This window comes from Cryobacterium sinapicolor (genome assembly GCF_004403465.1).
Taxonomy (GTDB): Bacteria; Actinomycetota; Actinomycetes; order Actinomycetales; family Microbacteriaceae; genus Cryobacterium; species Cryobacterium sinapicolor.
Window position 1 is genome coordinate 117,869 of record NZ_SOGQ01000013.1, and the last position, 16,700, is coordinate 134,568.

Annotated in this window: 9 protein-coding genes; 6 read left to right on the forward strand and 3 right to left on the reverse strand. The window is 69.8% G+C overall.

All coding sequences use genetic code 11. The features are described from left to right. Positions 1-68 precede the first annotated feature (68 nt). Positions 69-1,463, reverse strand: coding sequence for an LCP family protein (locus E3T28_RS02735; protein WP_166786902.1), 1,395 nt, complete (start codon positions 1,461-1,463; stop codon positions 69-71). Between the two features lie 40 nt (positions 1,464-1,503). Between E3T28_RS02735 and E3T28_RS02740 the strand changes: the two genes are divergently transcribed. Next, the gene (locus tag E3T28_RS02740) at positions 1,504-1,890 is read left to right on the forward strand and encodes a VOC family protein (protein WP_134427714.1); all 387 of its coding nucleotides are present in this window, start codon (positions 1,504-1,506) and stop codon (positions 1,888-1,890) included. 15 nt (positions 1,891-1,905) lie between these two features. Here the strand turns inward: E3T28_RS02740 and E3T28_RS02745 are convergent, their stop codons facing one another. Then, positions 1,906-2,604: an HAD-IA family hydrolase gene (locus tag E3T28_RS02745; protein WP_134427716.1), complete on the reverse strand. Its 699-nt coding sequence runs from the start codon at positions 2,602-2,604 to the stop codon at positions 1,906-1,908. 66 nt (positions 2,605-2,670) lie between these two features. On the opposite strand from E3T28_RS02745, the gene E3T28_RS02750 reads away from it, so the two are divergent. Next, positions 2,671-4,830 carry a S9 family peptidase gene (locus E3T28_RS02750; RefSeq protein WP_134427718.1) on the forward strand — a complete coding sequence of 720 codons (2,160 nt, stop codon included), beginning with the start codon at positions 2,671-2,673 and terminating at the stop codon, positions 4,828-4,830. Between the two features lie 158 nt (positions 4,831-4,988). Continuing rightward, positions 4,989-8,126 carry a DEAD/DEAH box helicase gene (locus E3T28_RS02755; protein ID WP_134427720.1) on the forward strand — a complete coding sequence of 1,046 codons (3,138 nt, stop codon included), beginning with the start codon at positions 4,989-4,991 and terminating at the stop codon, positions 8,124-8,126. Here the strand turns inward: E3T28_RS02755 and E3T28_RS02760 are convergent. Beyond that, positions 8,123-8,647, reverse strand: a complete 525-nt coding sequence (locus tag E3T28_RS02760) for a flavodoxin domain-containing protein (protein ID WP_134427722.1) — start codon at positions 8,645-8,647, stop codon at positions 8,123-8,125. The two genes, E3T28_RS02755 and E3T28_RS02760, sit on opposite strands and share 4 nt — an antisense overlap. A gap of 148 nt (positions 8,648-8,795) precedes the next feature. Between E3T28_RS02760 and E3T28_RS02765 the strand changes: the two genes are divergently transcribed. The 3 genes from E3T28_RS02765 to E3T28_RS02780 all read left to right on the forward strand — a co-directional run bounded on the left by E3T28_RS02765 (position 8,796) and on the right by E3T28_RS02780 (position 16,689). After that, a complete protein-coding gene (locus E3T28_RS02765; protein WP_134427724.1) occupies positions 8,796-11,099 on the forward strand; it encodes a putative bifunctional diguanylate cyclase/phosphodiesterase in 2,304 nt (767 codons plus the stop codon). Beyond that, on the forward strand, positions 11,060-13,405 hold the full coding sequence (locus tag E3T28_RS02770) for a putative bifunctional diguanylate cyclase/phosphodiesterase (RefSeq protein ID WP_134427726.1): 2,346 nt from the start codon (positions 11,060-11,062) through the stop codon (positions 13,403-13,405). Before E3T28_RS02765 ends, E3T28_RS02770 begins: the two co-directional genes overlap by 40 nt. Before the next feature lie 458 nt (positions 13,406-13,863). Further along, on the forward strand, positions 13,864-16,689 hold the full coding sequence (locus tag E3T28_RS02780) for a cation-translocating P-type ATPase (protein ID WP_134427728.1): 2,826 nt from the start codon (positions 13,864-13,866) through the stop codon (positions 16,687-16,689). The last annotated feature ends 11 nt before the right edge of the window (positions 16,690-16,700 follow it).

Genomic DNA, 16,700 nt, shown 5'->3' on the forward strand with positions numbered 1-16,700 from the left:
TCAGCTCGCTGATCAGCCGACGGCAACACTGCCGCCGAACGCCGGCAGCCGGTACCGCGGTGCGCGGTTCAGCCGCCGTACGCCACCGAGCAGGTCTGCTGGCCGGCCGTCTGGCCGCGCAGCCCCTCGATCACCTCGGGGCCGGGATCCGGCGTGCTCGGGGGATCCGGCGTGCTCGGGAGATCCGGCGTGATCGGGGGATCCGGCGTGATCGGGGGATCCGGCGTGCTCGGGGGATCCGGCGTGCTCGGGGGAACGGGCGTCGGTGTCGCTGTCGCTGTGGCGGGTAGCGTCGCCTCGGCGACCGGGGCTCCCTCGAGGGCGGTGCCGGGCGTCGGCTCGACGCTGTCTCCGAGTGACCCGGGCGCGAGAGCGAAGGACTCGCCGGCCCTGATCTTCGTGAAGAGTCGCCCGGCCAGCACCGGATCCGGCACGAGCTTGGCGAGGTCGGCCGGGTTCGGCAGCGCCGGGTACTGCACGAAGAGCAGCCGGTCGAGGTCGATCTCCCTGAGCACGAGGGCCATGCTCACCATCGTCGGAATTCCCGCGAGAGATTCGGACAGCCGGAGGTTCGTGGCCGCCGTGGTGGCCAGCCCGGAGAGTTTTGGCAGGTCGGTGAGCGTGGAGTCGCTGGCGAGCACCCGTACCAGCGAGGACAGGTAGGCCTGCTGGGAGGAGATGCGGGCCAGGTCGCTGCCGTCGCCGACGCCGTGGCGGCTGCGCAGGTAGGACAGCGCGGTCTGACCGGAGACCACGCTGACTCCGGCCGGGAGGTCCAGCCCGGTGTAGGGGTCATCGATGGCCTCGGTGAGGCAGATCGGCACGCCGCCGACCGCGTCGGCCATCGCGACGGTCCCCTCGAAGGAGATCACCCCGGCATACGGAATCGGAAGCCCGGTGAGGCGCTGCACCGTGTCGACCACGCAGCCGAGGCCACCTCGACCGAATGACCCGTTGATCGGCAGGGCCGAGGCGGCGGCGGACACGGTGCCGGTGTCGGCATCCGTGCAGGCCGGCTGCGGGATGACGAGGTCACGTGGGAAGCTGACGACCACGGCGCTCTCGTGGTCGTCAGCCACGTGCAGCAGGATGTTCACGTCGTTGAGGGTGGATTCGCGCCAGCCAAAGGCCGCGCTCTGATTGCCGGCGTTGTCGACGCCGACCATCAGGATTGTGAAGCCGCCGTCGAACTCCGGCACTCCGGCCGGCGCCGCCCGCACCTGCTCCCCGTCCGTGCGGCCGTTGGAGATGTCGACGGCGTTGCCGGTCACCCGCTGGGACACCTGATTGACGAACACGGTGGCCAGCGCCGTCGCGCTGACCAGCAGAACCGCCAGTGAGATCAGCGTGAACCTCGCGACCGGCAGCCCCACGCTGCGCCAGCGCGAGCGCCGCCGGTGCTGGGCCGTTCCGGATGTGTGCCGGGCGGACACCTGTGCGCCCGGTTGCCGATCCGGTTCCATCCTGACCTCCTCCGCCCCCTGGAGTGTGCGAAACTGCCGCATGCGCATCAACGGAGTGCACCACATCGCCATTATCGCCAGCGACTACGAACTGTCCAAGGCCTTCTACCTCGACGTTCTCGGCTGCACGCTCGAGGCGGAATATTTCCGGGCCGAGCGCCGGTCCTGGATGGGCAAACTCACCCTGAACGGCCATTACCTGATCGAACTGTTCTCCTTTCCCGACACCCCGCCACGGAAGAGCGGCCCGGAGGCGCTGGGGCTGCGCCACCTCGCGTTCGAGGTCGACGACGTGCCCGCCGCGCGCGAGGAGCTGATCGGCAAGCACGTCAAGGTCGAGGAACTGCGGGTGGACCCGAACACCCGCAAAGCGATGTTCTTCTTCCGCGACCCCGACGGGCTTCCGCTGGAGATCTACGAACGCTGAGAGTGCGCGCGCCTGCTACTGCTCCGTGACCAGGTGGAAGACCACCCCGTCGTCCTGCACGGAGACGCGCAGGCGGTCCAGGCCGGAGACGACCAGGTCGGCCTCCAGGTCGGCGGCCAGATGGGTGCCGACGACCCCGATCGTGGCGCAGCCGGCGGCGCGGGCGGCTGCGAGGCCGGCCGGGGCATCCTCGACCACGACGCAGCGGGCCGGGTCGACGCCGAGACGCTCGGCCGCCAGCAGGAACGGCTCGGGGAACGGCTTGCCGCGACTGGTGTCGTCGATCGTGACGACCGTCAACGGCACGGGGAAGCCGGCGGCGTTCAGGCGCACCAGGCAGAGGTGCCGGGCGCAGGACGTGACGATCGCCCGGCGGGTCTCGGGGATGCTGTCCATGAGTTCGGCCGCGCCGGCCAGGATCCGGACGCCATCCGTGTCGGCCAGTTCGAACTCGGTGAGCCGGGTGACGGATGTCTCGACCAGCTCCTCGGCCACCAGGGTCGCGATCATCTGACGTGCCGGCACCCCGTGCTCGGGGCCGGTGAACGACGGGCCGAGGCCGACCTCGGCACCCCAGCGCAGCCAGGACCGGAGGACGGCGTGGGTGGAGTCGACCAGGGTGCCATCCATGTCGAAGAGCACCGCCTGGAAGACCTGTCCCTGCAGGGCCTCGGTCAAAGTGGTCTCGAGCGGGGTGGTTCCGGGCTGTGTCATGGTGGTTCCGTTCGTCTCTGGGCTGGTCACTCAAGTCTGCGCCCTCGCGGAACTACGCTGGGACTCATGACCACTCCTCCCCGCGCGGCACGGAAACCACAGCAGCGCAGCTTCCACAACGACGTGTTCACCGACGACTACGAGTGGCTGCGCGACAAGGACAGCCCTGAGGTGATCGCCCACCTCGAAGCCGAGAACACGTTCACGGATGCCCGCACCGCGCACCTGTCCCTCCTGCAGGAGCAGGTGTTCGAGGAGATCAAGGGCCGCACCCAGGAGACCGACCTCAGCGTTCCGGTGCGCCAGGGGCGGTGGTGGTACTACACCCGCACGGTCGAGGGGCAGTCCTATGGCATCCACTGCCGTGCGCCGATCTCCGCAGCCGGCGACTGGACCCCGCCCGTGCTGCCGGAGCAGACCCCCGGGCAGACCGGCGGGTCCGCGGGGCTCGCCGGTCTCCCGGGCGAGCAGATCGTGCTCGACGACAACGCCGAGGCGGCGGGCCACGAGTTCTACTCGCTCGGCAGCACCGATGTGAGCGTCGACGAGAGCCGGCTGCTCTATGCCGTCGACACCGAGGGCGACGAGCGCTACACCCTGCGCGTACGCACCATCGCGACCGGTGAGAACCTCGCGGACGAGATCCCGAACACCGGCGAGGGTGCCCTGTTCGACCCGAGCGGCCGCTACGTCTTCTACACGACCGTGGACGACGCCTGGCGGCCCGACACCGTGTGGCGCCACGAGGTGGGCACCGCGGCCGCCGCCGACGTGTCGGTCTTCCACGAGCCCGACGAGCGTTTCTGGGTGGGCATCGGCCTCACCCGCAGCCGCCGGTTCCTTCTGATCGAGGCCGGTTCGAGTGTGACCACCGAGACCCGCCTGCTCGACGCCGCCGACCCGACCGGCGAGTTCACGCTGGTCTGGCCGCGGCAGGACGGCGTCGAGTACGACGTGGAGCACGCGGTGCTCGGCGGCGAGGACCGCCTGCTGATCGTGCACAACGACCACGCGGTCAACTTCGAGCTGGTCAGCGTCGCCGCCGCCGACCCGCAGGGCGCGAAGCGGACACTGCTGCCACACGATCCGGCCGTACGCCTGGAGAGCGTCGACGCGTTCCGCGACTTCGTGGTGGCCGAATACCGGCGGGACGGACTCACCCGCGTGGCCGTGAGTGCCGAGGCGGCCGATGAGGCGCTCGATTTCGTCGAGCTCGCCTTCGAGGAACCGCTGTACTCCGTCGGCACGTCGGCCAATCCCGAGTGGGAGACGCCGACCATCCGTCTCGGCTACACCAGCTTCGTCACCCCGTCGACGGTCTACGAGCACGTGGTCGCCACCGGCGAGCGCCGCCTGCTCAAGCAGCAGCCCGTGCTCGGCCGCTACGACCCGAGCCTGTTCGAGCAGCGCCGCGAGTGGGCCACCGCGGCCGACGGCACGCGCATCCCGATCTCCCTGGTCTACCGGCGCGACCTGGTCACCCCGGGAGACCCTGCCCCGACCCTGCTGTACGGCTACGGCTCCTACGAGATCAGCATCGACCCGTCATTCAGCATCGCCCGGCTCAGCCTGCTCGACCGCGGCATGATCTTCGCGATCGCCCACGTGCGCGGCGGCGGCGAGCTGGGCCGGCTCTGGTACGAGAACGGTAAGAAGCTGCACAAGCGCAACAGCTTCACGGACTTCATCGACTGCGCCCGGCACCTGATCGACCAGGGCTACAGCACCCCCGACCGGCTCGTCGCCGAGGGTCGAAGCGCGGGCGGACTACTGATGGGGGCCGTGGCGAACCTGGCGCCCGAGCTGTTCGCGGGCATCCTCGCCGGGGTGCCGTTCGTCGACGCGCTGACGTCGATCCTGGACCCGTCGTTACCGCTGACCGTGATCGAGTGGGACGAGTGGGGCGACCCGCTGCACGATGCCGAGGTGTACGCCTATATGCGGGGCTACTCCCCCGTTGAGAACGTGCGCGACACGCACTACCCGCGGATGCTCGCCGTGACCAGTCTCAACGACACCCGGGTGCTCTACGTCGAACCGGCCAAATGGGTGGCCCGGCTGCGCGAAGTGGGAGCGGATGTTCTGCTGAAGACCGAGATGTCGGCAGGCCATGGCGGGGTGTCCGGCCGGTACAGCCGCTGGCGCGAGACGGCCTTCGACTTCGCCTGGATCATCGATGCGGCGCGGGCGCATCCGTCGGGCGAAACCGCGGTCACCGCCGCGTAGCCGAGTGTCACCGCTCGCCCAAACGAATTCGACGGAGATTCTGCCCAAACCGTCCCTAAACGGGCCGAAACAGCCCTATTCGCTCAGAATCTCCGTCGAATTGGTTCTAGACCGGACGCGGTGCCCGACCGGCGCCGCCCCCATGAGAGCATGGAGCCATGTCTGACGCCGGGTCTCCCCCGGCGCGGGCGGACTGGAAACGGGTCGCGGGATCGGCGCCCGGCGGGCCGGGTGGCAGCACCGGACCGGGTGGCAGTACCGGACCGGGTGGCGATACCGGGCCGGCCGGGAACAGCGGGCCGGAGGGCGACTCCGAACCCCCCGTACCGATGGGGCTCCAGTTCGAGCTGCGCGAGCTGACTCCCCGCACGAGCGACCGCTGGCGGGGCGCGACGGCCCGTCCGGTCACGAGCGTGCGCCCCGGGCAGGGCGAGATCCGCCTGGGGGTGCGCCCGGTCAGCCGGAGCGCCCGCGGCAACCTGGTGCACACGCCCGGTTCCTGGAATCAGCTGGCCTTCCACCGCAACCGCCTGAACCTGAACGTCGAGCACCACCGCTGGCTGAGCGAAGTCCTCGCCCTGCACCGGGCCGTGCGGGGCGTCTACACCAGCCAGGAAACCGATTGGCTCTACCTTGACGATTTCGCCAGCCTCCTGCTCTGGTCCCTCTTCGACGAGGCCGAGACCCTGGGGCTGCGTCTGGTGGGTAGCAAGAAGGGTTCCACGGTCACCGTGGGCCGTGGGGCCCAGGTCAGCCTCGACGCCGGCACGGATGCCGCGGGTCTGCTCCTGACCACCCGCCTCCTGATCGACGGCACCCCGCATCCGCCCGAGCAGGCCGGGGCGATCGGCAGCCACGGGGTTTACGGCTACGCCCTCGGACCGCGCCCGGTGTTCACCCTGGCCCCGGCCGCCGACGGCCCGCTCAGCGCCGAGCAGCGCCGGCTGCTCGGCGCGCCCGGCACGGTTCTCGTGCCCGCCGCAGAGACCGCCGAGTTCCTGACCGACTTCTATCCGGCCCTGCGCCGCACCCTGCCGGTGACGAGCACGGATGGCTCCGTGCACTTCCCCCAGGCCGACCTGCCTCGGCTCGTGCTCACCGCCCGGTTCCGGCCGAAGCAGGCGCTGGAGCTGCACTGGCACTGGGAGTACCGCGAGGGTGCCCTGGTGAGGCAGCTGCCCCTGCTCCCGTTTCCGTTCCCGGCGCCGACCGGATTCCGGGACGAGCCGGCCGAGCGGGTCATCCAAGAGCGGGTCACGCGTCTGGTCGAGGAGGCCGGCCACACCGGCATGGGTCCGGCCCCGGCTGCCGTCACCCTGCACGGCGTCGACGCGGCCGAGGTCACCGAGCGGGTGCTTCCGCGACTGGAGGGGCTGACCGGCCTGCGCGTGGACATCCGCGGCACCCGGCCCGACTACCGCGAGCTGACCGAGACGCCCGAGCTCACCATCACCACGGTCGAAACGGACCAGCGGGACTGGTTCGACCTGGGCGTGATCGTCACAATCGGTGGCCGGAGCGTGCCGTTCGGCCCGCTGTTCAAGGCCCTCGCGAAGGGGCAGACGAAGCTGCTGCTGGTCGACAACAGCTATCTCTCGCTGCGGCAGCCGGCGTTCGAGCGCCTGCACGAGCTGATCACCGAGGCCCGCGCCTTGCAGGAATGGGACACCGGCCTGCGCATCAGCCGCTACCAGGCCGCCCTCTGGAGCGACTTCGAGGACCTCGCCGACGACACCGAGCAAGCGGTGGCGTGGCGGGCGGCCGTGTCCGGACTGATCGCGCTGGCCGAGGATGCCGATCTCGCCCGGCCGACCCCGCTACCGGCCTCCGTGCACGCCACCCTGCGCCCCTACCAGGAGCAGGGCTTCACCTGGCTGGCCTTCCTCTGGCAGCAGCGGCTGGGTGGCATCCTCGCCGACGACATGGGCCTCGGCAAGACCCTGCAGACGCTGGCACTGCTGGCGCACGCCACCACGCAGCCGACCGAGCCCACCGGGCAGCCCGAGCCCACCGAGCAGCCCGAGCCCACCGGGCAGCCCGACCGGCGGCCGTTCCTGGTCGTGGCCCCGACATCCGTCGTTGCCACCTGGCGATCCGAGGCCGCCCGCTTCACACCCGGGCTCGATGTGCGGGTGGTCATGGCCACCGAGGCGGCCGGCGGCATCCCGCTGACGGATGCCGCGGCCGGCGCCGACGTCGTCGTCACCTCCTACACGCTGTTCCGTCTCGACTTCGAGGCCTACCAGGCGCACGGCTGGGCCGGCTTGATCCTGGACGAGGCGCAGTTCGTGAAGAACCGCGCCACCCGGGTGCACCAGTGCGCCCGCGACCTGACGACGCCGTTCAAGCTGGCGATCACGGGCACGCCGATGGAGAACAGCCTGCTCGAGTTGCACGCCCTGTTCGCGATCGTGGCGCCGGGACTGTTCCCGTCCCTCCGGCGTTTCACGGAGGAGTACGTGCGCCCGGCCGCGCGCGACGACACCCCCGAGGTGCTCCCCCGGCTGCGGCGGCGCATCCGCCCGTTGTTGCTGCGTCGCACCAAGGAGGTCGTCGCCCCCGAGCTGCCGCCCAAGCAGGAGCAGGTGCTCGCGATCGAGCTGAACCCCCGGCACCGCGCGCTCTACGACACGTTCCTGCAGCGCGAACGGCAGAAGCTGTTCGGGCTGATCGACGACCTCGACACGAACCGGTTCATCGTGTTCCGCTCGCTGACCCTGCTGCGGCTGCTCAGCCTGGACCCGTCGCTGGTCGACGAGAAGTACGCCGGGGTGCCGTCCAGCAAACTCGACGCCCTCTTCGGACAGCTCGGTGACGTCGTCGCCGAGGGCCACCGTGCCCTCGTCTTCAGCCAGTTCACGTCGTTCCTGAAGAAGGCGGCCGCGCGGCTGGACAAACTCGGCATCCCCTATAGTTACCTCGACGGGTCGACCCTGCGCCGGTCCGAGGTGATCGACCGGTTCAGGACGGGCGCCGAACCGGTGTTCCTGATCAGCCTGAAGGCCGGGGGGTTCGGCCTCACCCTCACCGAGGCCGACTACGTCTTCCTGCTCGACCCGTGGTGGAACCCGGCCACCGAGACGCAGGCGATCGACCGCACCCACCGCATCGGCCAGACGAAGAACGTGATGGTCTACCGCCTGGTCGCCACCGGCACCATCGAGGAGAAGGTGATGGCCCTGCAGAGGCAGAAGGCCGTGCTGTTCGACCGGGTGCTGGGCGCAGCCGAAGCGGACGCGCCCGGGTTCAGCGACACTCTCACGGCCGAGGACATCCGCAGCCTGCTGGAGCGTTAGGCGGACAGCTCCCGGGCGATCTCCGCCGCCCACTCGTCGATCGCGGGCCAGTCGCGGAAGTCGCCTTCGGGCAGCAGTTCGAGGCCGCTTGGGATGCGCCGCACCAGCTTGTCCCGGCGGCCGAGCACGGAGGCGTCGAGCGCACCGAAGAACACCTGCATTCCGCGCGGCTGGAGCGATTGGCCGAACTCCTCGAACTGCTTTGGCTCGCTCTCCTTCCGCAGATCCCGGCCCAGGGCGTCCTTCCCCGCGGTGCCCAACGGCCCACTGCTGAACAGCCACACCGGATGCGCCCTGATCACGTCCTCGTGGCGCCGGACGAAATGGGTCGCCTCCTTACGCCACGATCCCATGTAGGCGGAACTGCCGATCACGAAGGCGTCGTACTCGTCGACCTGGTCAACGGATGCGACCGGTCGGGCCACGGCATCCTGACCGGCCTCCCGCAGTTTGCGGGCGATGCGCTCCGCGATTCCCTCGGTGGCGCCGTACTTGCTCGAAAACCCCACCAGTGTCGTCATGATTGCCTCCAACTCGTCGGTCCTGCAGATCAATCGTATGGCGGTGCGAGGGTCACCCCAGAACAGATCTTCACCCCCATTTGCGCGGAAGGGTTGATTCACCTGCCCCCGCCGCTGCTAATCTGACTATTGATAACGTGGGGGTTCCGTGCAGGTGAATTCAGGGGCGCACTACGGCCACCTTCTTAGTGGCTTCCTGACCAGAAGCGCCTCCTGGCTCGCCTGGCTGATGGCCGTGTTCCTGGGCGGTTACGTCATCGGGCTGCTGATACCCGACAGCGGGTTCAACCTCTTCGTCGACGGCTGGCTGGCGTCGCTCCTGAAGCTGTCCTTGGTCGCCGTGTGCTGGGTCGCCGTGGTGCGGAAGCGCTCGGTGAGCCGGGTGCGGGTCGGGGCCCGAGGACTGGAGCGATTCCGGCATTTAGAACTGCTGCTCACCGCCGCGGCGGTCTCCATCATCGCGATCGTCGACTCCTACTCCCTGTGGATGCTGATCTGGGGAACCAGGATCTTCCCCCAGGTGAGCGAGGTCGGCTACTTCCTGTTCTTCGCCCTCATGCTGGCCGTGCTGGTCATCATCGTGCGCCGCCAGCTCCGGGGGATGGTCTGGTCGGTGGTGCTGGACAGTGCCATCGGGGCGCTGGGCGCGGCCTCGGTGCTGGCGGTGCTGCTCGGCCCGATGGCGAGTGCACTCGACGCGGCCGGTGCGAACGCGGCCATCACCGCCGCCGTCGCCTATCCCCTGTTCGACCTGTTGCTGGTGGCGGTCGTCGTCGCGCTCACCACCTCGCAGGGCCCGGTTGCCGGCCGCCGCTGGATCCTCCTGGTCTTGGGCCTGTTGGTGTTCACCTCCACGGGCCTCGTCTTCGCCCTGCTCGAAACCCGGTACGTTCTCGGCACGCCCCTGGACGCCGGCTGGGCCGTGGGTCTGGCACTGATCGCGGTGTGGGCGGACACCTCATCACGCCCCGATCTGGTGCAGAACAACTCCACCAACGGCCTGGCAGCCCTGGCGTTACCGGCGGTGTCGACGGCGGCCGGCCTGGGAGTCCTCCTCCTCGCCAGCCAGACGTCGGTTCCCCCGATGGCGGTCGGCCTGGCGGCGGCGACCCTGGCCCTCGCGGCCGTTCCGCTGGTCTCCCGGCAGGTGGCCCTGCGGCGCCAGTCCACGACCGACGAGCTGACCGGCCTGCCGAACCGGCGTGCGCTGTACGCCGGCGTCCTGGGGCGCCTGGCCGACGACAAGAGCCGCAACCGCGCCCTGCTCTTGCTGGATCTGGACCGCTTCAAAGAGGTGAACGACAGTCTCGGGCACGACGCCGGCGACCGGTTGCTCGTCCAGGTCGGCCGTCGCCTGCAGGGCGGACTGCGGCCCGGCGACCTGTTGGCACGGTTGGGCGGAGACGAGTTCGCCATCCTGCTCGAGCACACCGATCAGGTGGAGGCCGAAGCCGTGGCCGGCAGACTGCGCGCCACGCTGGCCGACCCGTTCACCCTGGAAGGCATCTCCCTGCAGACCAGCGCGAGCATCGGCATCGCGCTCTATCCGGATCACGGCGACGACCTGACCGCGCTGCTGCGCAAGGCCGATATGGCGATGTACAAGGCGAAGGCGACCCACAGCGGCCACCACGTCTACCGCAACACGGACAACCGGCACGGTGACGCCCGGCTGCGCACCCTGCAGGAATTGCGCCTCGCCCTGACCCGGGACCAGCTCGTCCTGCATTACCAACCGAAGATCTGCCTGAAGACCGGGTTCGTCGCCGGCGTCGAGGCGCTCGTGCGCTGGAACCACCCCGAGCGGGGTCTGCTGTTTCCCGACCAGTTCCTGACCCTGGTCGAAGAGGCCGGTCTCATGCACGCGCTGACCCAGGAGGTTCTGCGGAAGGCTCTGGACCAGTCCGTGCTCTGGTCGGCTCAGGGCCGCACCCTGACGGTCGCGGTGAACCTGTCCGCCAGCTCGCTGATCGACTCCGATCTGCCCGAGCGCGTGGGCACCATGTTGTCGGCTCGCGGCCTTCCACCCACCGCGCTGATGCTCGAGATCACCGAAGACTTCCTGATGGTCGACCGCGACCGAGCCCGGGACATCCTGACCCGTCTGCGCGCGAGCGGCATCAAGATCTCCGTCGACGATTTCGGCACCGGCTACAGTTCTCTCGCCTATCTCCGCGACCTGCCCATCGACGAGCTCAAGCTCGACCAGTCCTTCGTCTTCCCGATGGCCGACGACGCCCGGGCTGCTGCACTGGTTGCCTCCACGATCGACCTCGCGCACGGCCTCGGCCTGAAAATGGTCGCCGAGGGCGTGGAGAACAGCGTCGCCTATGACGAACTGGTGCGCTACGGATGCGACTTCGCCCAGGGCTACTTCATGTCGCGCCCCATCTCCGCCGAAGCACTCGACGAGTGGCTGACCGCCCGGCAGAGCGCGGCGGCCCGACCATGACCGGCGGCACCCGTGAGCGGTTCCGCATCGGGGCACTGACGCTCATGGTGGTGCTGGCCGTCGCCTATACCCTCGGTCTCACCCTGAAGGGCGAGGACTTCAGCCCTCTGGTCGACGGCTGGCTGGCAATCCTCGCGGTGTGGGCACCCGTTCTGGTGGGCGCCGCCGCCGTGTACCGGGTCGAGCGCGGGCACCTCGAGGTGACCCTCGCCACCGCCGCACTGGCGGCCAACGCCCTGGCGGACAGCTACTCCCTCGTCATCACGGATGCCGACGGTGCGATACCGTTCCCCTCGCCGGCCGACATCGGCTATCTCCTGTTCTACGGGCTGCTTCTCGGGGCGCTGGCGCTGCTCGTGAACCGGCAGCTGCGCGGAGCGGCCTGGTCCGTCTTCCTGGACACCGCCGTGGGTTCGCTGGGTGCCGCCGCCGTGCTGGCCGTCATCCTCAGCCCCGTCTTCGCGTCCGCGACCGCGGGCCCGCTCAGCCTCAGTTCCACCGTCGCGGCCGCCTACCCGGTGCTCGATCTGCTGGTGGTGGCGGCGATCGCCGGGATCATGGCGTCACACGGCCCGGATGCCGGGAAGCGCTGGATGCTGCTCGTCGCGGGCCTGGTGATCTTCGCCGCCGCCGACACCGTCTTCGCCCTGCAGGGCGAGCTCTACCTGGTCGGCACCCCGCTCGACGCGAGTTGGGCCATCGGAGTCGTACTGGTCGCATTCTGGGTGGACGGCACCGCCCTCCCCCTCCCGGTGCGGGATCGCACGAAGACGACAACGGGCACCACCGTGTCCGCTCTGGCCGTTCCCATGGTGTCGACGATCGCCGGGCTGGCCGTGCTGATTCTGGCCAGCCAGGTCGAGGTGTCGACCTTCGCCGTGGCCCTGGCCGGGGCCACCATGGCGCTGGCGGTGGTGCCGCTGGTCGGCCGGCAGCGGGTGCTGAACCTGTTGGCGCGGACGGATGACCTCACCGGGCTGCGCAACCGCCGCGCCTTCAACGTGGATGTGCCGACCCGCTTGGCCGCGGTCGAGGGCAGGACGAGCGCCCTGCTCCTGCTGGACCTGGACCGCTTCAAGGAGGTCAACGACAGCCTCGGCCATGACGTGGGTGACCGGCTGCTGATTCAGGTCGGCATCCGCCTGAACCGGCAGCTGCGTGCCGGAGACCTCCTGGCCCGGCTCGGCGGCGACGAGTTCGCGATCCTGCTCACGAACTCCGGGCGGGAGGACGCACGGACGGTGGCCGTCAAACTGGGTGCCGCGCTGGCCGAACCGTTCCTTCTGGAGGGCATCACACTGCAGACCAGCGCCAGTGTCGGGATCTCCCTTTATCCCGACCAGGGCAGCGATCTGACGGCGCTGCTCCGCAAGGCCGACATGGCCATGTACACGGCGAAATCGAACCGCGGCGGCCATCACGTGTACAACAGCGACGACGACAGCCACGGCGAGGTCCGGTTGCGCACCCTGGCGGAACTGCGGCTCGCCCTCGCCGCCGACCAGCTGGTGCTGCACTACCAGCCCAAGGTCGACCTCGGTACCGGCGGGGTGCAGGACGTCGAGGCGCTCGTGCGCTGGAACCACCCCGACCGCGGCCTGCTGCTGCCCGATCAGTTCGTGGGGATCGCCCTGGAGGCCGGGCTGATGCACACGCTGACGCAGGTGGTGTTGCGACAGGCGCTGGACCAGGCGGCGCTCTGGCAGGCGCAGGGGCATCCGCTGACCATCGCCGTGAACCTGTCGGCCAGTTCCCTGGTCGACACGGAACTGCCGGACCGGATCGGCGCCATGATCGCCGACCGCGGCCTGCCACCGGCGCTCCTGGCCCTGGAGATCACCGAGGAATTCCTGCTCAACGACCGGGACCGGGCCCGCGGCATCCTGACCCGGCTGCGCGAGCAGGGCATCCGCATCTCCGTCGACGACTTCGGCACGGGCTACAGTTCGCTCGCCTACCTGCGCGACCTGCCCATCGACGAGCTCAAGCTCGACTCGTCCTTCGTCTTCCCGATGGCCGGCGATGCGCGCGCCGCAACCCTGGTGTCTTCGACGATCGCGCTGGCGCACAGCCTGGGGCTGCGTATGGTTGCCGAGGGTGTGGACAGCGGCGCCGCGTACGACCAGCTGATCGAGTACGGCTGCGACTTCGCGCAGGGCTTCCACCTGTCCAAGCCGGTCCCCGCGGCCGAACTGGAGGTCTGGCTCGCCGACCGGCGGGTCGCCGATGCCCAGTCGGGACCCGTTACTGTGATCGCACGCGCCGGGTCGGACGTCGACCTCGTCGCGGAGCCCGCCGAGGTGTAGACCGCCGGGAAAGGTTCCGAGCAGGGCGAGCATTTCTACGTCGTGGCGATCCGGATCGACGCCGCGATGTGGCGCTGAGCCGGGGGTCTGGACGCTCGCGGCTTCTCCGGCTCGCGCTCAGCCTCCGACCGGGGCATCCGTTGTCACGTAAACGCGGAGATTTTCGATTCACGCCGGTTGCGGTGCCTGGGATCAACGGCGTGTCGCGAAAAGTCCTCCGTTAGCTTTGCCTCCGCCACGGATGCCCGGGGTTTGGCGGCAGCTACGGGCCACCGGGTCGCGGCGAACGTCACCACCGGGGTCGCCCAGGGCCCGAGCCCGAGCCCGACCCGGACATCGACCCCGACCCCGACCCCGAGCCCGAGCCCGACCCCGACCCCGACCCCGGCCCGGTTCTACACTGGGAGGAGCCGCGGGCCAGACCGACCCGGCACTCCCGGAAACGAGGAACCCACCCGATGGACGCGTCTGCTCAGTCGGAAAGACCGGACCTGACCGCTCGTCCGGACGTCGATCCCTCCATCACCGACGCCGCCGAGATCGCCCGCCGGCTCGCCACCGATCCCGCCCGCGGCCTCACCGGCACGGAAGCCGCGCGCCGTCTTGCGGCCGAGGGCCCGAACGAGCTGCGCAGCGTTCCCCCGGTGCCGTTCTGGCGTCGCATCCTGGCCCAGTTCAATGACCCGTTGATCTACCTCCTGCTGGTCGCCACCGCGGTGTCGCTCGGCGCCTGGCTGATCGAGGGGGCAGGCGGCCTGCCCGTCGACGCCCTCGTGATCGCCGCGATCGTGGTGCTCAACGCCGTGCTCGGGCTGGTGCAGGAGGCGCGCGCCGACAACGCCGTGGCCGCCCTGTCCAGCATGACCGCAGCATCCTCAACCGTGCTGCGCGACGGCCTGCTCACCACCGTGCCCAGCACCCAGCTGGTGCGCGGCGACGTGCTGGTGCTGGGTGAGGGCGACAGTGTGGGGGCGGATGCCCGCCTCACCGAGTCGAGTTCGCTGCGGATCGCGGAGGCCTCCCTCACCGGCGAGAGCGAGGCCGTCACCAAGAACCCGCGCACCCTTACCGCGGCGGCCTCCCTCGGCGACCGCCTGAACATGGTTTTCAAAGGCACCGCCGTCAGTCAGGGCGTCGGCCGCGGCATCGTCACCGGGACCGGCATGGACACCGAGGTGGGCGCCATCGCCACGATGCTCGACCGCACCACAGCTAACCCCACCCCGTTGCAGACCGAGATCGGCCACATCGGCAAGCTGCTCAGCACCGTCGTGATCGTGATCGCCCTGGTCGTGATGGTCACCATCGTGCTCGTGCAGGGCGTGTCCACCCCCGCCGACTTCGTCACCGTGTTCCTGCTCGGGGTGTCCCTCGCGGTCGCGGCCGTCCCCGAGGGGCTGCCGGCGATCCTGTCGGTGATCCTCTCCATCGGGGTGCAACGGATGGCGCGGCAGAACGCCGTGGTCAAGAACCTGAAATCCGTGGAGACGCTGGGCTCCGCATCCGTGATCTGCTGCGACAAGACCGGCACGCTGACCCGCAACGAGATGACGATCCAGCAGCTGCTGACCGCCTCCGGCCGGGTGGACGTGACCGGGGTGGGCTACCGCCCCGAGGGCGAACTGCGCCAGGGCGCCGACCCGCTCACCGACCTGTGCCTCCGCTTCGAGGCCCAGCTGGTGCTGGGCGTCGGGTCCCTTGCCGGCAACGCCCAGCTGACCGAGCGGGACGGCGAGTGGGAGATCCAGGGTGATCCCACCGAGGCCGCGTTCCTGGTGGCCGCCGCCAAACTCGAGGGCACCACCGTGCACATGGCCCGATTCGGCCGCCTCGAGGAGATGCCCTTCACCTCGGAGCGCAAGATGATGTCCACCCTGCACCAGGAGACCGACGACGACAGCCTGCGCATCTTCAGCAAGGGCGCGCCCGACGTTCTCCTCCAGCGTTGCGCTTTCCTGCAGGTCGGCGAGAGCGTCGTGCCGTTGACCGATCAGCTGCGGCAACGGATGCTGGCCGACATCGACGCGCTCTCGGCCCAGGCCTTCCGCACCCTGGGTGTCGCCTACCGCCGCGCCGACGAGAACACGGCCCCGCTCGACGAGGCCGACGAGCAGGGCCTGATCTACGCCGGGGTCGTCGGCATCATCGACCCGCCCCGCGCCGAGGTGCCGCCGGCCATCCGGGAAGCCCACCGGGCCGGCGTGCGCGTGATCATGATCACGGGCGACCACCCCGCCACGGCCGCGCGGATCGCGAGCGACCTCGGGATCGTCGAACCGGGGGCGACCGCGCTGGCGGGCACGGACCTCGACCACCTCGACGAGGCCGGGCTGCGCGAAGCGGTGCGCGGGACATCCGTGTTCGCCCGCGTCTCACCGCGCCACAAGCTGCGGATCGTCGACGCCCTGCAGGCCAACGGCGACATCGTGGCGATGACCGGCGACGGGGTCAACGACGCCCCGGCCCTGAAATCGGCGGACATCGGTGTGGCCATGGGCATCACCGGCACGGAGGTGACCAAGGAGGCCGCGAAGATGATCCTGGTCGACGACAACTTCGCCACCATCGTCGCCGCGGTGCGGGCCGGCCGGGTCATCCTCGACAACATCAAGAAGTTCCTGCGCTACCTGCTCTCCTCGAACATGGGCGAGGTGCTCACCGTGTTCCTCGGCGTACTCCTCGCCGGGGTGCTGGGCCTGACCGGCGCCAGCAGCGAGGCCGTGGTGCTGCCCCTGCTGGTCACCCAGATTCTCTGGATCAATCTGATCACCGACTCCGGCCCGGCCCTGGCGATGGGCGTCGACCCGGAGATCGACGACGTGATGGCCCGCCCGCCGCGCGGGATCGACGAACGCATGATCGACCTGCGGATGTGGATGGGCGTCATGTCGACCGGCCTGGTGATGGCGGTGGTCACCCTCGCCACCATCGACCTGTTCCTGCCCGGCGGGCTGCTGCCGGCGCTGGACCCTGGTACCGACGGCCTCACCGTGGCCCGCACCGCCGGCTTCACCACCCTGGTCTTCGCCCAACTGTTCAACACCCTCAACGCGCGGTCCGAGCTGACCACCGCGTTCCACCGCCTGTTCGTGAACCCGTGGCTGTGGGGGGCGATCCTGCTCGCGATCCTGCTGCAGGTGGCCGTGGTCGAACTCCCGTTCCTGCAGACCGCGTTCGGCACGACCTCGATGGACCCTCTGCACTGGGCCGTCTGCGTGGGCATGGCCTCAGTCGTGCTGTGGGTGGAGGAACTGCGCAAATGGATGCTGCGGGCGCGGGCCTGACCTCGTTCCGC